Raw genomic sequence first — 20,503 nt, 5'->3', positions numbered from 1 at the left:
CAGTGTGCTGCGCCCGCAGCGGTACTGCCATGTACACGAGTACAACCCAGGAAGCACGACCATGCCCAAGAACAAGAAGCCCGCAGGCGGACGCCCTGCCCGCAACTTCGACCCCTCGTACGCGAAGGGCGGTTCGAAGGGCGGCCCGGCTCGCGCCGGATCGGCCAAGCCCGGTTCGCGCAGCGCCGGTCACCGCGGCTACCGCCCCGAGGAGACGGACGTCCCGCGCAAGGAGCGCTGGACGCGTGACGAGCGCGTCGCCGCCGGCCGCACGCCGCACCGGGCCGATCGCGACGGCCGTGACGTCCGTGCGGGTGAGCGCCCCGCTCGTCGCGACGACCGTGACGGCCGCGCGGCCCGTGGCGACCGCAACGACCGCAACGACCGGAGCGACCGCGCCCCCCGCGCGTACGGCCGCGACGATCGCGCCCCTCGCCGCGAGTTCGACCGCGGTGACCGCCCGGCGCGCCCGCACTACCGCGAGGACCGGCCCACCCGCTCCTTCGACCGCGATGACCGTGCGCCCCGTCGCGACCGCGACGACCGCCCCGCGCGCTCGTACGACCGGAACGATCGCCCCGCTCGTACCGACCGCCCCGTTCGCACCGACCGCCCCGCCCGTCGGTACGACCGAGACGACCGTGCGCCTCGTCGCGAGTTCGACCGTCCCGGCTTCAACGAGTCGGGCCGCCGCGCGTCCGACTTCTACCCCGCCAAGGACCAGGCCCGCTCCTCGCCCGCCGACGACGTGGTGCTCGAGCGCCTCGAGGCCGAGGCCATCCAGGCCGAAGAGGTCGACGGCGTGACGTTCGCCGACCTCGGTCTCGGCGGCAACGTCGTGCGCGCGTTGAAGGAGCTCGGCGCGGAGTCGCCGTTCCCGATCCAGGCTGCCACGATCCCCGTCGTTCTCGAGGGTCGTGACGTGCTCGGTCGCGGCAGGACCGGTTCGGGCAAGACCATCGCGTTCGGCGCCCCCACGGTCGAGCGGCTCATGCAGCTCTGGGCCGAGTCGGGCGCTTCGGCAGGCTCAGGGGGCGGTCGCGTGAAGCGCCAGATGGGCCGCAAGCCCCGGGCGCTCATCCTCGCGCCGACCCGCGAGCTCGCGCTGCAGATCGATCGCACGGTGCAGCCGATCGCGCAGAGCGTCGGCCTCTTCACGACGCAGATCTACGGCGGCGTGCCCCAGGGCCGTCAGGTGGGCGCACTGCAGCGCGGCGTCGACATCGTGATCGGCACCCCCGGCCGCATCGAAGACCTCATCGAGCAGCGCCGCCTCGACCTCTCCGAGGTCGTCGTCACGGTGGTCGACGAGGCCGACCACATGTGCGACCTCGGCTTCCTCGAGCCCGTGCAGCGCATCCTGCGCCGCACCGCCGACGGCGGCCAGAAGCTGCTCTTCTCGGCCACGCTCGACACGGGAGTCGCCGAGCTCGTCGACGAGTTCCTCGTCGACCCGGCGGTGCACGAGGTCGCTGGCGAAGACCAGGCGTCCTCGACGATCGAGCACCGGGTGTTCATCATCGAGAACCGCGAGAAGCGCGACATCGTCGCCCAGCTGGCGAACCGCGAGGGCAAGACGCTCGTCTTCAGCCGCACGCGCGCCTTCGCCGAGGACCTCACCGAGCACCTCGAGGACTACGGCATCCGTGCGGTCGCCCTGCACGGCGACCTCAACCAGTCGCGCCGAACGCGCAACCTGCAGCAGCTCACGAGCGGTCGGGTGAACGTGCTGGTGGCCACGGATGTCGCGGCCCGCGGCATCCACGTCGATGACATCGATCTCGTCATCCAGGCCGACGCGCCCGACGAGTACAAGACGTACCTGCACCGCGCGGGTCGCACGGGTCGCGCCGGCAAGGAGGGTCGTGTCGTGACGCTCATCCCGGGCAACCGCCAGCGCCGGATGACCGACCTGCTCGGTCGGGCCGAGATCGATGTGGCGTTCGAGCGGGTCGCGCTCGGCGACGACCCCTTCGCCGTCGCCGCATCGGCCGACGAGCAGCTCGCCGTCTGAGGCATCCGCTCAGCTGATCGTCCGAATGCCCGCTCCTCCGAGGAGCGGGCACTCGGGCTCAGGCACCCTCGCGGGGGCGGAGGACGCCCTCCTGCGCCTTCTCTCGCTTCTGCGCCTTCTCGCGCTTCGCGGCCCGCTCGTCCGACATGAACCCTCGACCATAGCCCACTCGCGCCGGAAAGTCATTTCCTGCCTGACCGGGAGATTTTCTCCGATCTGGGCTATTCTGGTGGGTCACGTGAAAGGAAGGTCGCAACGATGGAAGGATTCCTTCGGAAACTGCGGACGCTCGACGCGGACGACTTCGCACGACTCGCCCAGGCGCAGACCGACACGCGGCGGCTTCGTCGCGATCCTGCGTATCGGGCAGCGCGCGAGAAGCTCACGCGCCTCGACGACGGCGGCGCCGTCGGCATCATGATCCGCGAGGCGGTGCTGGAGTCGATCCGCGACAGCGGGTACAGCGGTGAGCAGCTCCCGGCCATCACGGCGTTGTGGTGGACCGGGCTGGCGCGTTCGTTCGAGGCCGAACTCACCGCCGAGGAGTACGCTGCGCTGACGTCGGTGTGGGACGCTGCGGTGGGCGGCGCAGTTCGTGGCACGGCCGACGAGCGGCTGGCCAGCGCCGGCTGAGCGGCGCGGCGATCCACCGGAACGGATGACACGGATGCCCCGGCCGAGTGGCGGTCGGGGCATCCGTTTGCCATAATTACCTCCTGAACGGTCGGTCACTAATTCCTGCCCGGATTGCGGGCGAACGCCTAGTCTGGGCGTGATCGATCCATCACGGACAACGCGGTCAGGAGTGGAACATGGCGGAGGCCTACCTCGTCGGTGGAGTGCGGACTCCGGTCGGTCGCTACGGCGGCGTGCTCGCGAGCGTGCGACCAGACGACCTGGCGGCGCTCGTCGTCGGCGAGGCGCTGCGCCGCGCGGGCCTCGATACCGATGAGATCGCGTCCGGCGCGATCGACGAGGTCATCCTCGGCGCCGCGAACCAGGCCGGCGAGGACAACCGCAACGTCGCCCGGATGTCGGTACTGCTCGCTGGGCTTCCCGACACGGTGCCCGGCATCACGGTGAACCGCCTCTGCGCCTCGGGCATGTCGGCGATCACCATGGCCGCGCAGGCGATCCGCGCGGGCGATGCCGACCTCATCGTCGCCGGCGGCGTCGAGTCGATGACTCGCGCGCCGTGGGTGCAGGCCAAGCCCGAGAAGGCGTGGGCGAAGCCTGGCGCCGCGTACGACACGTCGATCGGCTGGCGCTTCCCGAACCCGAAGCTCCTGGCCCGCGACAAGGCGACCTACTCCATGCCCGAGACGGCCGAGGAGGTCGCCCGGCTCGACGGCATCACCCGCGAGGAGGCCGACGCGTTCGCCCTGCTCTCGCAGCAGCGGGCGGTCGCGGCCATCGAGGCCGGGCGCTTCGAAGCCGAGATCGTCGGGGTGCCCACCGCTCGCGGCGAGGTGCTCGTCGACGAGGGGCCGCGTCCCGAGACGACGCTCGAGGTGCTCGCCGGGCTGCGCGCGGTCGTCCCGGGCGGGTCGGTCGTGACGGCCGGCAACTCGAGCGCGCTGAACGACGGGGCATCCGCGATCGTCGTCGCGAGCGCGGAGGCGGTCGAGCGCTACGGGCTCACGCCGCGCGCGCGCATCGTGGTCGGCGCATCGGCCGGACTCGCTCCTGAGATCATGGGCCTCGGCCCGGTACCCGCGACCGAGAAGGCGCTCGCCCGGGCGGGCCTCACGGTGCACGACCTCGGCTCCATCGAGCTCAATGAGGCCTTCGCCACCCAGTCGATCGCGTCGATGCGACGGCTGCACCTCGACGCCACGCGCGTCAACGCCGACGGTGGCGCGATCGCGCTGGGGCATCCGCTCGGCTCGTCGGGCTCCCGGCTCGTCGTGACGCTCCTCGGTCGCATGGAGCGCGAGGACTCGCGTTACGGACTCGCCACCATGTGTGTGGGTGTCGGACAGGGCACCGCGCTCATCGTGGAGCGCGTGTGATGACCGTGAATGGTCAGCTCCCTGAGCCGGTCGAAGGGGCATCGTTCGCTTCGACGAGCTCAGCGAACGGGGGCCCGCTCCTCGTCGAGCGGCGCGACGATCGCGTCGTGGCGACGCTCAATCGCCCGTCGGTCCGCAACGCCATCGACCAGGCCACCATCGATGCACTGCACGCGCTCTGCGCCGAGCTCGAGGCGGATCCGCGCACCCTGATCCTCGTCGGCGCGGGCGGCGTGTTCGCGTCGGGCGCCGACATCGCGCAGCTGCGCGAGCGGCGGGCCGACGATGCCCGTGCCGGCATCAACGCCAACGCGTTCGTGCGCGTCGCCGAACTGCCGATGCCGGTGATCGCCGCGCTCGACGGGTACGCGCTCGGCGGCGGCGCCGAACTCGCGTACGCCGCCGACATCCGCATCGCCACGCCGTCGCTGAAGATCGGCAACCCCGAGACCGGGCTCGGCATCATCGCCGCCGCGGGCGCGAGCTGGCGCCTGAAGGAGATCGTGGGCGACGCGCGTGCCATCGAGCTGCTGCTCACCGGCCGCGCGATCGGCGCCGAGGAGGCGCTCGAGATCGGCCTCGTCACCGAGGTGCACCCGGCCGACGAGCTGCTGCCGGCCGCGCATGCCATCGCCGATCGCATCGCGCGCAACGACCGCGCCGCGACCATCGCCACGAAGCGCGTGTTCCGCGCGCCCCGCGAGGCGCACCCCGCGGCCGACCTCGAGGAGCAGGCCGTGCTCTTCGAGAGCCCCGAGAAGTACCGACGCATGACCGAGTTCCTCGAGAGGCGGAAGAAGTGAGCGAGACCAACACCGGAGCCCCATCCGACGTCGGCGTGCTCGGCGGCGGGCGCATGGGCGCGGGCATCGCGCACGCGTTCCTGCTGGCGGGCTCCCGGGTCACGGTCGTCGAACGCGACGCGGATGCCGCGGGCGCGGCGTCGACGCGGGTGCTCGAGTCGGTCGCGGCATCCGTCGCCCGCGGAACCGCCGACGAGGATGCCGCCGTCATCGGCGCTCGTTTCGCCACGAGCACCGATGTCGCCGACTTCGCCCGTTGCGGCCTCGTCGTCGAGGCCGTGCCCGAAGACCTCGACCTCAAGATCGACGCCCTGACCCGCGTGGAGGCCGTGCTCGCACCCGACGCCGCTCTGGCGTCGAACACGTCGTCGATCTCGATCGACCAGCTGGCCGCGCTGCTCGAGCGCCCGTCGCGGTTCCTCGGCATGCACTTCTTCAACCCGGTCCCCGCGTCGCAGCTCGTCGAGATCGTGCGCGGCGACGCGACCGACGGGGTGCTCGTGGCCGAGGCGCGGGAGTGGGTCGACGCCATCGGCAAGACGCCCATCGTCGTCACGGATGCCCCGGGCTTCGCGTCGTCGCGGCTCGGAGTCGCCCTCGGGCTCGAGGCCATCCGCATGCTCGAGGACGGCGTCGCCAGCGCCGAGGACATCGACAACGCGATGACGCTCGGCTACAAGCATCCGGTGGGTCCGCTGCGGCTCACCGACATCGTCGGGCTCGACGTGCGCCTCGGCATCGCCGAGTACCTCTCGTCGACGCTCGGCGAGCGCTTCGAGCCGCCAACGCTGCTGCGCCGCATGGTCGCCGAGGGCAAGCTCGGCCGCAAGAGCGGCGAGGGCTTCTACCTGTGGGACGCCCCGTGAGCGTACCTGTGGGACGCGCCGTGAGCGGCGGCCCGACCCACCGACCCACCCACACGCATCGCGCCACTTCCGCGGCGTCTGCGCCACCTGAAGTGGCGCACCGCCCGCGGAACTGGCGCAGGGGAGCATCCGGCTCCCCCTTGAAAGGAGCATGATGACCACCGAGATCCTGCCGAGCTACGTGAACGGCCAGTGGTGGACGCCGGATGCGGCCGCAGCGGCATCCGCGACCGAGGTGCGCGACGCGTCGACGGGCGAGGTGGTGGCGCGCGTCTCGACCGAGGGCCTCGACCTCGCCGGCGCGCTCGAGCACGCCCGCACGGTGGGCCAGCGCTCGCTCGGCGAGCTGACCTTCCACCAGCGTGCGGTGCTGCTCAAGCAGATGGCGCTCGCGCTCACCGAGCGCAAGGCCGAGCTCTACGAGCTCTCGAGTCGCACGGGTGCCACGAAGCAGGACTCGTGGGTCGACATCGACGGCGGCATCGGCGTGCTCTTCAACTACTCGGGCAAGGGCCGACGGGAGATGCCGAACGCCAAGGTGTACATCGACGGACCCGTCGAGAACCTCTCGAAGGACGGTTCATTCCTTGGTCGGCATATTTACACCCGGCTGCCCGGCGTGGCGGTGCAGATCAACGCCTTCAACTTCCCGGTGTGGGGCTCGCTCGAGAAGTTCGCGCCGGCGTTCCTCGCCGGCGTGCCGACGCTCGTGAAGCCCGCGACCCCGACCGGCTACGTGGCCGAGGCCTACGTGCGCATCCTCGTGGACTCGGGGCTGCTTCCCGACGGCTCGCTGCAGCTCGTGTCGGGCAGCGTGCCCGACCTCTTCGAGCACCTGCGGCTCGGCGACCTCGTCGCCTTCACGGGCTCGGCGTCGACGGCGGAGCGCCTGCGCGCCCACGACTCCGTGCAGACCGGCGGGGTGCGGTTCACGAGCGAGACCGACTCGATCAACGCGTCGGTGCTCGGCACGGATGCCGTTGCCGGCACGCCGGAGTTCGACGCATACGTCAAGCAGCTCGTGGTCGAGATGACGAGCAAGGCCGGTCAGAAGTGCACGGCCATCCGGCGGGCGGTCGTGCCCGCGGCATCCGTCGACGACGTGATCGAGGCGGTGCGGGCGCGCATCGAGGAGCGGGTGGTGCTCGGCGACCCGCGCGCCGAGGGCGTGACCATGGGTCCGCTCGCCTCGATGGGGCAGCGTGACGAGGTGCTGCGCCAGGTCGGCAGGCTCGAGGCGGCCGGCGGCGAGCTCGTCATCGGATCGATGGATGCCCCGAGCGTCATACGTGCCGACGGCAACACCGGCGAGGCATCCGACGGTGCGTTCGTGGCCCCGATGCTACTGCGGTTCGCGGATGCCTCGAGCCCCGCGCTGCACGAGGTCGAGGCGTTCGGGCCGGTGGCGTCGATCGTCGGCTACGAGACCGTCGACGACGCCGTTCGGCTCGTGGCCCGGGGCGGCGGCTCGCTCGTGACGAGCGTCGCGACGCACGACCCCGAGGTCGCAGTGGCGCTCGCGGGCGGCATCGCGGCGTACAACGGACGCGTGCTGTTCCTCGACCGCGACGACGCCCGCTCGTCGACCGGCCATGGCTCGCCGCTGCCGAACCTCGTGCACGGTGGTCCCGGTCGGGCAGGTGGCGGGGAGGAGCTCGGCGGCATCCGCGCCGTGCTGCACCACATGCAGCGCACGGCCGTGCAGGGGTCGCCGGAGATGCTCACCGCGCTCACCGGCGTGTGGCACCAGGGGGCGGCGTCGCGGCCCGACGGCGAGCACCCGTTCCGCAAGTCGCTCGCCGAGCTCCGCATCGGCGACCAGGTGGTGAGCAAGTCGCGTACCGTGACGCTCGAGGACATCGAGACGTTCGCGAACTTCACGGGCGACACGTTCTACGCGCACATGGACGAGGAGGCCGCCGCCGCGAATCCGTTCTTCCCGGGCCGCGTCGCGCACGGCTACCTGCTCGTGTCGTGGGCGGCCGGGCTCTTCGTCGACGCCGCACCCGGGCCCGTGCTTGCGAACTACGGGCTCGAGAACCTGCGCTTCATCACGCCCGTGTCGCCCGGCGACTCGATCCGCGTCGAGCTCACCGCCAAGGAGATCTCGCCGCGCGAGACCGACGAGTACGGAGAGGTGCGGTGGGACGCGGTGCTGAAGAACCAGAACGACGAGATCGTGGCGACGTACGACGTGCTCACGCTCGTGGCGAAGCAGCAGGCGCCGCAGACCGCGTGACCCGATCGTTCCCGAGTGTCAACGCTCCACGACCGCAGAGCCCCGGAACCGTCATCACCCGGGGTCGGACGTGAACACTCGCGGGAAGGTCGGGTCCGGGTCCGGGCCCGGGGCTGGCGGATGTCGCAGCGCGCGTAGGATCTGGGTCCATGAGTGCTGAACGGATCGAACGGATTCCGTCATCGAACTTCCCCGGGATCTCCGACAGTGTGCGCGTCTCCGCGGGTGACCTCCTCTTCGTATCCGGCGCCGTGGGGTTCGAGGAGGACGGCTCGGTACCCGTCGACTTCGCACGCGCGGTCGAGCTCAGCCTGCGCGAGCTGGAGCGCGCCTTGACCGCCGGAGGTGCGCAGTTCGCCGATGTGGTCAGGATCAGCGTCTACATCGCGCATCTCGACGATGAGCGGCTCAGGGTGTTCCGCGAGGTACGCGACCGGATCATGGACGTGGAGAAACCTCCGGCGAGCTCGTTGATCGGCGTGCAGTCGTTGGTCAGGGGAGCGAGCATCGAGGTCGACGCGATCGCGGCGCTGTGACCGCCATACCGCGTCCGATCACCCGCGCAGCGCCAACACGAACGGCAACACCTCGGTGGCGCCCGCTGCGCGGAGCTCGCGGGCGGCGACGGTGAGGGTCCACCGGCTGTCGGCCAGGTCGTCGACGAGGAGGATGCCGCCGGGCGGCACCTCGAGCCCCCCGGCCGAGAAGCGGTTCCAGACCCCGGCGAGCCGGAACGCGCTGTTGCCGCCCGGCTGCCCCGTCGGCCCGCCGTCGACGGCCGTGAGCGAGCCGAGGTACGGGAGCCGCCCCACTTCGGCGAGGCCACGCGCAAGCGAATCGACGAGTAGGGGGCGCGACCGCGAGGGCACCGAGACCACCGCCACCGGACGCTCGGTCCAGCCCCACTCGGCGAGCACGCGCACGCACGCCGCGAGCACCTGCGATGACACCGGGGCATCCGTCGCGCCTGCCGCGAAGAGCTCGCGCAGCGTGCCGCCCCAGCCGAGGTCGGTGAGCCGGGCGAGTGCGCGACCCTCGCTCGCCTGTTCGCCCGGCGTGATGCGGCCCTTCACGGGCACGCCGAGCCGGTCGGCCCCCGTCGGCCAGGCGCGTCGCGGCTCGATGGGCACGCCGACCCGATCGAGGGCGACGGATGCCGCGTCCGCGGCGCCCTCGGCGAGGTCGCCCGGGTACCATGCGCCGACGCAGCTGTCGCAGCGCCCGCACGGTGCCGCCGTCTCGTCATCGAGAGAGCGCTGGAGGAACTCCATGCGGCATCCGCTCGTCGTCTCGTACTCGATCATGTGCTGCTGTTCGGCCTCGCGCTCGGCCGCGATGCGTGCGTAGCGATCGGCGTCGTACGTCCACGGCTCGCCGGTGGCGACCCAACCGCCTTGCACCTTCCGCACCGCGCCGTCGACGTCGAGCACCTTGAGCAGCAACTCGAGCGGGGTGCGGCGGATGTCGACGCGTGCCTCGAGGGCAGGCGTCGAGAGCGGCACGTCGGAGAGCTCGTCGATGACCCGGCGGGCGCGCTCCTCGTCGGGCATCGAGGCCGTGGCGAAGTAGTGCCAGATCGCCCGGTCCTCGGTGCCCGGCAGCAGCAGCACGTCGGCACTCTCGCTCGCGCGGCCTGCGCGACCGACCTGCTGGTAGTAGGCGACCGGTGACGAGGGCGCGCCGAGGTGCAGCACGAAGCCGAGGTCGGGCTTGTCGAAGCCCATGCCGAGCGCGCTGGTGGCGACGAGCGCCTTCACCTCGTTGCGCTTGAGCAGACCCTCGGACTCCTCGCGCTCGTCGGGGTCGGTCTGGCCGGTGTAGGCCCGCACGTCGTGTCCGCGCTCGCGCAGCAGTCGTGCGGTGTCGTTCGCCGCCGAGACCGTGAGCGTGTAGATGATGCCCGATCCGGGCAGGTCGTCGAGATGGCTGAGGAGCCACGCGAGCCGCGTCGGGGCGTCGGGCAGCCGCAGCACGCCGAGCCGGAGCGACGTGCGGGCGAGCGGACCCCGGATGGTGAGCACGTCGCCCGACGAGCCGAGCTGCTCCGCGACATCCGCCACCACCCGGCTGTTCGCCGTCGCCGTCGTCGCGAGCACCGGCACGTCGACCGGGATCTCGGCGATGAGGTCGCGGAGCCGCCGGTAGTCGGGCCGGAAGTCGTGGCCCCAGTCGCTGATGCAGTGCGCCTCGTCGACCACGAGCATGCCGATGCGTCGCACGAGCGCGGGCAGCTGCTGCTCGCGGAAGCCCGGGTTGTTGAGCCGCTCGGGCGAGACGAGCAGAACGTCGACCTCGTCGGCGGCGAGCCGCGACTGCACATCGGCCCACTCGTGCGGGTTCGTGGAGTTGATCGCAACGGCGCGCACGCCAGCCCGTTCGGCGGCCGCGATCTGGTCGCGCATGAGCGCGAGCAGCGGCGACACCAGCACGGTCGGCCCGGCGCCCTGCCGCCGCAGCAGCAGCGTGGCGACGAAGTAGACCGCCGACTTGCCCCAGCCCGTGCGCTGCACCACGAGAGCGCGGCGTCGCCCGGCGACGAGTGCCTCGATGGCCTCGAACTGCCCCTCGTGGAACTCGGCGTCGCCGCGTCCGACGAGTTCGCGCAGCGCCGCGAGCGCGGAGGCGCGGAGGTCGGTGGAGGCGGTGGCGAGCGTCATCCCCCAACTCTGGCCGATCCCGCTGACAACGTCGTCAGACTGTCCAGGACAGCGCCATCAGCCTGTGCAGGAGAATGGACCCAACGTCCCCTGTCACCAGGGGAAGGGCCCGAACTCCTGCACAAGCACAAGCACAAGCACAAGCACAAGCACAAGCTCAAGCTCAAGCTCAAGCTCAAGCTCAACAGCAGCAGCAGGGGCTCAGTCGCCGCGGCGCATGAAGCGCGCGACGAGCTCCCCGATGAGCACGGCCGTGGCGGCGGGCCCGCGCGACGGGGCATCCGGCAGCATCGAGGTGTCGGCGACGCGCAGCCCCTCGACGCCGTGTACGCGCCCGAAGCCGTCGACGACCGCGAACGGGCCGGTCGCCGGCCCCATCGGCGTGCTACCGCACAGGTGGATCGCGGTGCCGAGGTGCGCGAGCATCCATGCGTCGAGCGCGTCGTCATCGTCGAGCGTGGCGTCATCGAGCTCGGTGAGCCGCTCGAACAGGTGGGCGAAGGCGCGCGTGCGCAAAAGTGCCACGGCGGTGCGGATGCCGAGGCGCATCCGCTCCCGGTCGTGCGCGGTCGAGAGATAGCGGTAGTCGATCCGCGGGTTCACCGTGGGGTCGGCGGACTCGAGCGTGATCGAGCCGCGCGCCTCCTCGCCCTGCAGGCCGACGAGGAGCACGAGGTCGCGCCCGTGCGCCGCCTGGTCGCGCAGCCGCGAGAGCGACGCACCGCGCAGGGCCCGCACGGTGGCGATCGGATGCCGCAGGGCCGACCGGGCACCGCCGGCCACGACGCCGCGCGAGCCCATGAGCAGGTGGTTCATGGTCTTCACCGAGACCATGACCTCGAGATCGCCGGCCGGGCCGCCGCCCGGCGACGAGAAGTTCAGCGCCGTCGTGAAGGTCTCGGGCGTCCGCGCATCCATCACGTCGCGCCGGGCGCGCCAGCCGACCGAGAGGTCGGGATGGTCGCTGAACGCGCGGCCGACGCCCGGCGCATCGCGCACCACGGGAACGCCGTGCTCATGCAACTGCCCGATCGGTCCGACGCCCGAGACGAGCAGCAGGTGCGGCGTGCCGATGCCGCCCGCGCAGAGCACGACCTCGTCGGCGTCGATGACACGAGCGGAGCCCGCCGGTCCCCTCGAGCCCTCCGCCACCTCCACCCCGACGGCCCGCGCACCGTCGAACACGACGCGCAGCACGCGGCATCCGCCGACGACCTCGAGGTTCGGGCGGTCGCGCACGCCCGACAGGTAGGCGAGGCCCGTGTTGATGCGCACGCCGTCGACGACGTTCTGCGACACCGGCCCGACGCCGGGCGTGCCGGGCGCGTTCTTGTCGGGCTCGGCCGCGAATCCGAGCTCGAGCGCCGCGGCCGTGAAGGCGCGCGCCGCGACGTTCGACTGCGCGGCGCGCTGGATCGGCATCGGCCCCGAGTCGCCGTGGAATGGTCCCGCACCAAGGTCGAGGTCGCGTTCGAGGTCGCGCAGCACGGGCAGCACGCGCTCGTAGGCCCAGTCGGGGCCCGCGAGCTCCGCCCACCGTGCGAAGTCCTCGGGACGTGCGCGCACGAAGTAGCCGCCGTTGATGGTCGACGAGCCGCCGATGATGCGACCGCGCGCGATCGTGTAGGGCAGGTCGGGCGTGAGGTGGCCGAGGTAGGACCAGTTGGCCGGGTGCCCCGGCAACGCGCCCTGCACCGTGGACGCGTCGAGCAGCTCGGGCGGGAAGTCGGCGCGCGATCGCGGCACGGCTCCGGCTTCGAGCACGACGACCCGACGCGAGGGGTCCTCGCTCAGGCGGGCCGCGAGCGCGGCGCCGGCGGCTCCGGCGCCGACCACCACGGTCGTGCGGTCCGCTCGATCGCCCGTCGCCCCGGCGCCGGTCACCGCGTCACGCCTGCACGTCCCGGTGCGCCTGCACCACCTTGGTGTCGATGCGTTCGTCGATGAGCCGGAACGCCTCGTCGAGGAGGTCGAGCAGGTCGGCCCCGCCGTCGTCGAGCCACTGCTCGTACGCCGCCAGGCAGACGCCGAGACAGGTCCACGCCATGGTCTGCGGAATCAGGTCGTGCTCGGGCAGCTCGAGTCGTCGCGCGACGTGCTCGGCCACGACCTGCCGCCAGGACGCGTAGCGCAGCGTGGAGTGCGCGAGGAGCGTGGGCACGTGCAGCAGCAAGTCCATGCGACGCCGGTGGTACGGCCACTCCTCCTCGGGCACGCGGTTGAACTCGACGATCGCGACCCGGAGCTGCTCCATCATCGGGATGTCGTCGGGCATGCTCGCCAGATGCGCGCGCATCCGTCCGAGCAGGGTGTCGAAGTCGCCCCACGGCAGGTCGTTCTTCGACGGGAAGTAGCGGAACAGGGTGCGCCGTCCGATGCCGGCCTCTCGGGCGATGTCGTCGATCGTGGTCTGGTCGAAGCCGCGCTCGATGAACAGCGTGAGCGCTGCGTGACTGATCTCGGCATGGGTGGTCGACGGGGCGCGGCCGAGCCTCGGGCGGGTCGCCGCATCCTCGCTGCCGGGCGTCATGGGCGCTACCCCCTTCCCAACGGCACTGAGTGTCATTAGTATCGTCCTCACACGGGAGATCGCCAAGGGCGGCGATCCGGACATGAGGAGCATCCCATGACTCGCACCGACCAGCTCGTCGAACCGCAGGCTGAGATCGAGGACGTGATCGAAACGGATTCACTCGTCGAAGAGGTCTCGATCGACGGCATGTGCGGCGTCTACTGACGCCCCGCCCTCGTATCGCCACTGACACCGACGTCATCGTCATGAGCGCCATCGATCCCGAATCGGCCTGGCGGCTGCATCCGCAGGTCTCGGTGCGTCCCGAGCCGTTCGGGGCGCTGCTGTACCACTTCGGCACCCGCAAGCTGTCGTTCCTGAAGGACCGCACCCTGCTGACCGTCGTCGAGGGGCTGGCGGATGCCACGAGTGCACGTGCGGCGTGCGAAGCCGCCGGCGTGGCCGATGAGCACCTGCCCACCTACCTGCGGGCGCTGGGCACGCTCGCCGATTCGAAGATGCTCGTGGAGCGTGCCGCATGACCCTCGTGCAGGATTCCACTCGACAGGCTCAGGGACCGGTGCCCGCCCCGCCGCCCGCGTCGATGCGCCTGGTCGACCACTTCGAGCGCGGGCTCGATGCGCCGATCTGCCTGACCTGGGAGCTCACGTACGCGTGCAACCTGTCGTGCGTGCACTGCCTGTCGAGTTCGGGCCGGCGCGACCCGCGCGAGCTGTCGACCGAGGAGTGCAAGGCGGTCATCGACGAGCTCGAGCGGATGCAGGTGTTCTACGTCAACATCGGCGGCGGAGAGCCCACGGTGCGCAACGACTTCTGGGAGCTGCTCGACTACGCGACCGCGCACCACGTGGGCGTGAAGTTCTCCACCAACGGCGTGAAGATCACGCCCGAGGTCGCGGCGATGCTCGCCGCGAACGACTACGTCGACGTGCAGATCTCGCTCGACGGCGCCACCGCCGAGGTCAACGACTTCGTGCGCGGGCCGCGTTCGTACGAGACCGCGCTGCGCGCGATGCAGCACCTGTCCGATGCAGGCATGCGAAACTTCAAGATCTCGGTCGTCTGCACTCGCCAGAACATCCCGCAGCTCGATGAGTTCAAGGCCATCGCCGACCGGTACGGCGCGCAGCTGCGGCTCACCCGCCTGCGCCCGTCGGGCCGAGGGGCGGATGTCTGGGACGAGCTGCATCCCACCCAGGCGCAGCAGCGCGAGCTGTACGACTGGCTCGTCGCGCACGGCGACAACGTGCTCACCGGCGACTCGTTCTTCCACCTCTCGGCGTACGGGCAGGCGCTGCCGGGCCTGAACCTCTGCGGCGCCGGCCGCGTGGTGTGCCTGATCGACCCGATCGGCGACGTGTACGCGTGCCCGTTCGCGATCCACGACGAGTTCCTGGCCGGCAACGTGCGCGGCGAGGGCGGCTTCAAGGACGTGTGGCAGCACTCCGAGTTGTTCACCCGCCTGCGTGAACCCCAGTCGGGCGGCGCGTGCACGTCGTGCCAGTTCTTCGACACCTGCAAGGGCGGATGCATGGCCGCGAAGTTCTTCACCGGCCTTCCGCTCGACGGGCCCGACCCCGAGTGCGTGCAGGGCTACGGCGAGCAGTTGCTCGCCGAGCGGGCCGACAAGCTCAGCGTGCCCAAGCACGCCGGCGACCACTCGCACCGAACCTCGCCGCCGCGCCCGCGCACCGGCATGGGACCGGTCAAGCTCACGCTCTCGCGTCGCGAGGACCTCCAGGCGCCGCCCGTGAACGCGTGCGCCGAGGACCCGCTCGCCGGCTTCGCGCCCGCGGCCGCGGCCGCGGCCGATCCCACGACCGTCGACTTCGCAACGAAGGAACCCGGCGCCGACCGGCGCCACCAGGGAGGCATCCGCACCGGACTCGCGTGAGACCCGACTCGCCTCGACGACCGTGATGACGCGGTCGCGGTCGGTCGTGCCGCTCGCACGGGGACGTTCGGCGTGCCCCGAGACAGGAGGAACGAGTCATGGGAATGCTCGACGGGAAGGTCGCACTCATCACGGGCGGATCCCGCGGCCAGGGCCGTGCCCACGCGGTGACCTGTGCGCGCGAGGGCGCCGACGTGGTGATCATCGACACCCTCACGCAGATCGAGACGGTCGCCTACCCGATGGCGCAGCAGGCGGACATCGACGAGACGGTGCGCCAGGTCGAAGCGCTCGATCGACGGATCGTGAGTGTCGTGGGCGACGTGCGCAAGCAGTCCGACCTGGATGAGGCGGTGAGCCGAGGCATCGCCGAGTTCGGGAGGATCGACATCCTCATCGCCAACGCCGGCATCTTCTCGCTCGCCCCGGCGCACGAGCTCACCGACGAGATGTGGGACGACATGATCGCCGTCAACCTCACCGGCGTCTGGAAGTCGGCGAAGGCCGTGCTCCCGCAGATGATGGAGCAGGGCGGCGGCTCGATCGTGATGACCTCGTCGATCAACGGCCTCGAGCCCGGGGCGAACTACGTGCACTACTGCGCCGCGAAGTTCGGCGTCGTCGGCATCATGAAGACCCTCGCGCTCGAGTACGCCCGGCACGGCATCCGCGTGAACGCGATCCATCCGGGAGCCATTCTCACCCCCATGACCAGCTGGCAGGGTGCGTGGGACATGATGAGCGGCAAGCCCGCCGGCGAGGGCACCGAGGCGGACATGCTCGAGGCCGGGTACTCCTTCCACGCGCTGAAGGGGAACGGCTTCCTCGACCCGCAGCGCATCGCCGACACCGCGCTCTACCTCAACTCCGACCTCGCATCCTCGGTGACCGGCGTCTCGATTCCGGTCGATGCCGGGCACCTGCTCATGCCGGGCTACAACGCCGACCCCGTGAAGTAACCGAGCCCACCAACCCTCACCCAACCGCGTTCCGGAACACCAGCAGACGAAGGAGTCATCCATGGCAGGTCAACTCGAAGGCAAGGTCGCCTTCATCACCGGCGCCGCTCGCGGCCAAGGCAGGTCGCACGCGATCCGGCTCGCGCAGGAGGGCGCGGACATCATCGCGGTCGACATCTGCCGGCAGATCGAGACGGTCGGCTACGCGATGTCCACGCCCGACGACCTCGCCGAGACCGTGCAGCAGGTCGAGGCGCTCGACCGGCGCATCCACGCGGTCGAGGCGGACGTGCGCGACCGTGCCGCACTGCAGGCCGCGTTCGACGCCGGCGTGGCCGAGCTCGGCCGCATCGACATCGTGCTCGCCAATGCGGGCATCGCGCCGCTGTCCCTGAACCCGGTGCCCGAGGAGTGGCAGGACGTCATCGACGTCAACCTCACCGGGGTCTACAACACCGTCGAGGTGGCCAAGCAGGCGCTCATCGACGGCGGTCGGGGCGGCGCGATGGTGCTCACCAGCTCCACGGCCGGCATCAACGGCATCGGCGGAAACACCCCCGGCGGCCTCGGCTACACGGCGGCCAAGCACGGCGTGGTCGGCCTGATGCGCAGCTACGCCAACCAGCTCGCGCAGTACTCGATCCGGGTGAACACCGTGCACCCCACCGGCGTGAACACCCCCATGGTCGTGAACGAGGTCATGCAGCAGTTCCTGGAGGCCGACCCGCAGATGGGCCAGGCGATGGCGAACGCGCTGCCCGTCGACATGATCGAGGCCGTCGACATCTCGAACGCGATCCTCTACCTCGTGTCGGACGCCGGACGCTACGTGACCGGCGTGACCCTGCCCGTGGACGCGGGCTTCACCAACAAGAAGTGACCGCGGCATCCGCAGGTCACTGAACCCGAAGCACAGCACAGCTCACTGAACCCGAAGAACAGAACGGAAGAAGGACACGACATGGCTGGACGAGTCGAAGGCAAGGTCGCCTTCATCACCGGCGCGGCACGCGGACAGGGCCGGGCGCACGCGCTGCGGCTCGCCGAAGAGGGCGCCGACATCATCGCCATCGACATCTCGGAGCAGGTCGAGGGCGTGCCGTACGACACCGCGCGGGCCGAGGACCTGCAGGAGACGGTGCGCCAGGTCGAGGCCCTCGACCGGCGCATCGTGGCGGAGAACTGCGACGTGCGCGACCTCGAGAACATGAAGTCGGTGCTCGAGAAGGGCGTCGCCGAACTCGGTCGCCTCGACATCGTCTCGGGCAACGCGGGCATCGACATCGTCGGCCCGTGGGACACGATGACGCCCGAGATCGTGCGCACGACCCTCGACATCAACCTCATCGGTGTCTGGAACACCGTGATGGCGTCGGTTCCGCACATCCTCGCGGGCGGGCGGGGCGGATCCATCATCCTGACGAGCTCGGCGAACGGCCTCAAGGCCGGCCCGTGGAACATGGCCTACAACATGTCGAAGTACGGCGTGACCGGCATGACGAAGTCGTTCGCCCAGGAGCTGGCGAAGCACAACATCCGGGTGAACAGCGTGCACCCGGGTGGCGTCGACACGCCGATGGCGCAGGGCATCATGGGCGTCGAGGACAGCGGGTTCACCAAGGGCATGGCGGCGAACCCCGATCTCGTCGGCATGCTCACGCAGTGGATCCCCGGCATGATGCCGGCTCGTGAGATCTCGAACGCGGTGCTCTTCCTCGCCTCCGATGAGTCGGCGTGGGTCACCGGCCACGCGCTGGCCGTCGACGGCGGCATGACGCAGTACTGACCGACGGATGCCGCGGCCGCGAGATTCCCGCGGGACGAGCGGCCGCGGCATCCGGAACCGCAAGAAGAAACCGATGAGAAGGGAGCACGCAATGGGGCGTGTAGAGGGCAAGGTCGCGTTCATCACGGGCGCGGCACGCGGACAGGGACGCAGCCATGCGGTACGGCTCGCCGAGGAGGGCGCCGACATCATCGCCATCGACATCTGCGAGGCGATCCCCGAGAACCAGTACCCGCCGGCGACCGAGGAGGACCTTGCCGAGACGGTGCGGATGGTCGAGGCGCTCGACCGGCGGATCGTCGCCGAGAAGGCCGACGTGCGGAACTTCGACCAGTTGAAGGCCGCGGTCGACAAGGGCGTCGCAGAGCTCGGTCGCCTCGACATCGTGTCGGCGAACGCCGGGATCGGCGGCACGTTCGGCAGGAGCGAGGACATCCCCGACGACCAGTGGCAGAACATGATCGACATCAACCTGTCGGGCGTGTGGCGTACGTGCAAGGCGGCCATCCCGCACCTCAGGGCCGGCGGCCGTGGCGGATCGATCATCCTGACGAGTTCCGACGCGGGCCTGTTCGCGTACGAGAACATCTCGCACTACGTGTCGGCCAAGCACGGCGTGGTCGGCCTCATGCGCACGCTCGCGCTCGAGCTCGCACCCGACATGATCCGTGTGAACAGCATCCACCCGACGACGGTGAACACGCCGATGGTGAACAACGAGGCCACGTTCAAGCTGTTCCGCCCCGACCTCGAGCACCCGACGGCCGAGGACTTCGGCGAGGCGGCGAAGGTGATGAACGCCCTCCCCATCCCGTGGGTCGAGGCGGTCGACATCTCGAACGCCCTGCTGTTCCTCGCGTCCGACGAGGCGCGGTACATCACGGGTGTTCCGCTGCCGGTCGACGCCGGCGCCGCAGTGAAGTGACACACCACGACAGAAGGGGTGACAATCATGGGACGACTCGACGGAAAGGTCGCATTCATCACGGGTGCGGCGCGAGGGCAGGGTCGCAGCCACGCGCTGCGCATGGCTCAGGAGGGCGCCGACATCATCGCGGTCGACCTCGTGGATCAGATCTCGACGGTGCCGTACGCGATGGCCAAGCCGGAGGACCTCGACGAGACGGTGCGCCAGGTCGAGGCGCTCGACCGCCGCATCGTGGCTCGCAAGGCCGACGTGCGTGACGGCGAGGCCCTGCGCGCCGCGGTCGACGCGGGCGTGGCGGAGCTCGGCCGGCTCGACATCGTCGCGGCGAATGCCGGCATCTTCTCGAGCGGCACGGCCGAGGAGCTCACCGAAGAGCAGTGGGGCGACATGATCGACGTGAATCTGTCGGGTGTCTGGCGCACCTGCAAGGTCGCCATCCCGCATCTCCGGGCCGCCGGCGGCGGGTCGATCATCATCACGAGCTCCACCGCTGGACTCAACGGATTCCCGAACTTCGCGCACTACGTGTCGGCGAAGCACGGCGTCGTCGGACTCATGCGCACGCTCGCGCTCGAACTCGCGCCCGACATGATCCGGGTCAACTCCGTGCATCCGACGAGCGTCGACACCGACATGATCCAGAACGAGACGATGTACGAGCTGTTCGCACCCGACCTCGAACCCCAGCAGCGCACCCGCGAGGCGCTCGGTGAGCGGTTCACGACGCTGAACGCGCTGCCGATCCCGTGGGTGGAGGCCGTCGACATCTCGAACGCCGTCCTGTTCCTCGCCTCCGACGAGGCACGGTACATCACCGGCGTGACCCTGCCCGTCGATGCCGGACAGACCACCAAGTAGGAGGAAGACCACGTGACCGACACCACTCGAGCGGATGCCGCGCCCGGCGAGCTCGCGGCGAACCGCGAGCGCATCGCCACGCACATCGTGGGGCGAGAACGTGAGTTGGAGCTCACGCTCGCGGCCGTGGCCGCCGGGCGCGACATCCTGCTCGAGGGGCCACCCGGAACGAGCAAGACGACGATGCTCACGGCGATCACCGAGGAGTGGGGCATCCCGCTGCTGTTCGTCGAGGGCAACGCCGATCTCACGCCCGCGAAGCTCGTCGGCCACCACAACCCGGCGCGGGTGCTGAAGGAGGACTACAGCGCCGAGAACTTCGTGGCCGGCCCGCTCGTCGAGGCGATGCGCGAGGGTGGCTTCCTCTACATCGAGGAGTTCAACCGGGCTCCCGAGGACACGCTCAACACCCTGCTCACGGCCATGGCCGACCGCGCCATCGCCGTGCCGCGGGTCGGGAAGATCCAGGCCAAGCCGACGTTCCGGGTCATCGCCTCGATGAACCCGTACGACAACGTGGGAACGACCCGCCTCTCCACGAGCGTGCACGACCGGCTCAACCGGCTGGCCGTGAGCTACCAGGATGCGCCGAGCGAGGAGGCCATCGTGCGACTCCGCACCGGGGCGCAGGGCGCCCTCGGCGACCGGCTCGTCGGCGATGCGGTCGCGGTCACCCGGGCGACGCGGACGCATCCCGACATCCGCCAGGGGTCGAGCGTGCGCGGTGCGATCGACTGCGTGCTCGTGGCGACGCAGCTGGCGGAGCTCCGGGACATCCGCTCGCCCGAGCAGGAGACGTACCCCGAGCTCGTGTTCGACGCGATGATCGTGTCGCTCTCAGGACGCATCCACATCGACGAGGCGATCGAGACGACGCCCGAGCGGGTGCTGCGCGAGATCTGGGAGGACCGATTCATCCTCGAGCCGGCGACGGCGGCACCCGGATGAAGGGAG

General features: G+C 70.6%; 19 protein-coding genes. 16 read left to right on the top strand and 3 right to left on the bottom strand.

Annotated features, from left to right (window positions below; all coding sequences use genetic code 11):
* Nucleotides 1-61: 61 nt before the first annotated feature.
* The 7 genes from ACVFI9_RS17870 to ACVFI9_RS17840 all read left to right on the top strand — a co-directional run bounded on the left by ACVFI9_RS17870 (nt 62) and on the right by ACVFI9_RS17840 (nt 8,470).
* Nucleotides 62-2,014, top strand: a complete 1,953-nt coding sequence (locus ACVFI9_RS17870; RefSeq protein ID WP_474763521.1) for a DEAD/DEAH box helicase — start codon at nt 62-64, stop codon at nt 2,012-2,014.
* 258 nt (nt 2,015-2,272) lie between these two features.
* Entirely contained in the window at nt 2,273-2,647 is a 375-nt protein-coding gene (locus tag ACVFI9_RS17865) for a hypothetical protein (RefSeq protein WP_474763520.1), read from the top strand.
* Between the two features lie 179 nt (nt 2,648-2,826).
* Nucleotides 2,827-4,026, top strand: a complete 1,200-nt coding sequence (locus ACVFI9_RS17860) for a thiolase family protein (RefSeq protein ID WP_474763519.1) — start codon at nt 2,827-2,829, stop codon at nt 4,024-4,026.
* Nucleotides 4,026-4,829 carry an enoyl-CoA hydratase/isomerase family protein gene (locus tag ACVFI9_RS17855; protein WP_474763518.1) on the top strand — a complete coding sequence of 268 codons (804 nt, stop codon included), beginning with the start codon at nt 4,026-4,028 and terminating at the stop codon, nt 4,827-4,829. The genes ACVFI9_RS17860 and ACVFI9_RS17855 overlap by 1 nt, the downstream gene beginning before the upstream one ends.
* Nucleotides 4,830-4,882: 53 nt before the next feature.
* Nucleotides 4,883-5,695 (top strand): 3-hydroxyacyl-CoA dehydrogenase family protein, encoded by an 813-nt coding sequence (locus ACVFI9_RS17850; RefSeq protein WP_474766305.1) that lies wholly within the window; start codon nt 4,883-4,885, stop codon nt 5,693-5,695.
* 154 nt (nt 5,696-5,849) lie between these two features.
* Entirely contained in the window at nt 5,850-7,934 is a 2,085-nt protein-coding gene (gene paaZ, locus ACVFI9_RS17845) for a phenylacetic acid degradation bifunctional protein PaaZ (protein ID WP_474763517.1), read from the top strand.
* Nucleotides 7,935-8,083: 149 nt separating this feature from the next.
* Nucleotides 8,084-8,470, top strand: a complete 387-nt coding sequence (locus ACVFI9_RS17840) for a RidA family protein (protein ID WP_474763516.1) — start codon at nt 8,084-8,086, stop codon at nt 8,468-8,470.
* 18 nt (nt 8,471-8,488) lie between these two features.
* On the opposite strand, the gene ACVFI9_RS17835 is transcribed toward ACVFI9_RS17840, so the two are convergent.
* From ACVFI9_RS17835 to mftR, 3 genes are all read right to left on the bottom strand, one after another.
* Nucleotides 8,489-10,591 (bottom strand): RecQ family ATP-dependent DNA helicase, encoded by a 2,103-nt coding sequence (locus ACVFI9_RS17835; protein WP_474763515.1) that lies wholly within the window; start codon nt 10,589-10,591, stop codon nt 8,489-8,491.
* 201 nt (nt 10,592-10,792) lie between these two features.
* Complete coding sequence (locus ACVFI9_RS17830; RefSeq protein WP_474763514.1) at nt 10,793-12,475, bottom strand: GMC family oxidoreductase N-terminal domain-containing protein; 1,683 nt, start codon at nt 12,473-12,475, stop codon at nt 10,793-10,795.
* A gap of 4 nt (nt 12,476-12,479) precedes the next feature.
* Nucleotides 12,480-13,121 (bottom strand): mycofactocin system transcriptional regulator, encoded by a 642-nt coding sequence (mftR, locus tag ACVFI9_RS17825; RefSeq protein ID WP_474763513.1) that lies wholly within the window; start codon nt 13,119-13,121, stop codon nt 12,480-12,482.
* A 96-nt stretch (nt 13,122-13,217) separates the two neighbouring features.
* Between mftR and mftA the strand changes: the two genes are divergently transcribed.
* The 9 genes from mftA to ACVFI9_RS17780 all read left to right on the top strand — a co-directional run bounded on the left by mftA (nt 13,218) and on the right by ACVFI9_RS17780 (nt 20,497).
* Complete coding sequence (gene mftA, locus ACVFI9_RS17820) at nt 13,218-13,328, top strand: mycofactocin precursor MftA (RefSeq protein ID WP_360511076.1); 111 nt, start codon at nt 13,218-13,220, stop codon at nt 13,326-13,328.
* A gap of 41 nt (nt 13,329-13,369) precedes the next feature.
* Entirely contained in the window at nt 13,370-13,645 is a 276-nt protein-coding gene (mftB, locus tag ACVFI9_RS17815; RefSeq protein ID WP_474763512.1) for a mycofactocin biosynthesis chaperone MftB, read from the top strand.
* The gene (gene mftC, locus ACVFI9_RS17810; RefSeq protein WP_474763511.1) at nt 13,642-15,018 is read left to right on the top strand and encodes a mycofactocin radical SAM maturase; all 1,377 of its coding nucleotides are present in this window, start codon (nt 13,642-13,644) and stop codon (nt 15,016-15,018) included. Before mftB ends, mftC begins: the two co-directional genes overlap by 4 nt.
* Nucleotides 15,019-15,116: 98 nt before the next feature.
* A complete protein-coding gene (locus tag ACVFI9_RS17805; RefSeq protein ID WP_474763510.1) occupies nt 15,117-15,977 on the top strand; it encodes a mycofactocin-coupled SDR family oxidoreductase in 861 nt (286 codons plus the stop codon).
* Between the two features lie 61 nt (nt 15,978-16,038).
* Nucleotides 16,039-16,857: a mycofactocin-coupled SDR family oxidoreductase gene (locus ACVFI9_RS17800; protein WP_474763509.1), complete on the top strand. Its 819-nt coding sequence runs from the start codon at nt 16,039-16,041 to the stop codon at nt 16,855-16,857.
* 81 nt (nt 16,858-16,938) lie between these two features.
* A complete protein-coding gene (locus ACVFI9_RS17795) occupies nt 16,939-17,763 on the top strand; it encodes a mycofactocin-coupled SDR family oxidoreductase (protein WP_474763508.1) in 825 nt (274 codons plus the stop codon).
* 73 nt (nt 17,764-17,836) lie between these two features.
* Complete coding sequence (locus ACVFI9_RS17790) at nt 17,837-18,688, top strand: mycofactocin-coupled SDR family oxidoreductase (RefSeq protein WP_474763507.1); 852 nt, start codon at nt 17,837-17,839, stop codon at nt 18,686-18,688.
* A gap of 27 nt (nt 18,689-18,715) precedes the next feature.
* A complete protein-coding gene (locus tag ACVFI9_RS17785; protein ID WP_474763506.1) occupies nt 18,716-19,549 on the top strand; it encodes a mycofactocin-coupled SDR family oxidoreductase in 834 nt (277 codons plus the stop codon).
* A 12-nt stretch (nt 19,550-19,561) separates the two neighbouring features.
* Entirely contained in the window at nt 19,562-20,497 is a 936-nt protein-coding gene (locus tag ACVFI9_RS17780) for an AAA family ATPase (RefSeq protein WP_474763505.1), read from the top strand.
* Nucleotides 20,498-20,503: the final 6 nt, after the last annotated feature.

This window comes from Agromyces sp. NSFZ (assembly GCF_056156205.1).
The sequence above is the reverse complement of the archived record's forward strand: the minus strand, read 5'-3'. Positions and strand labels throughout refer to the sequence as shown.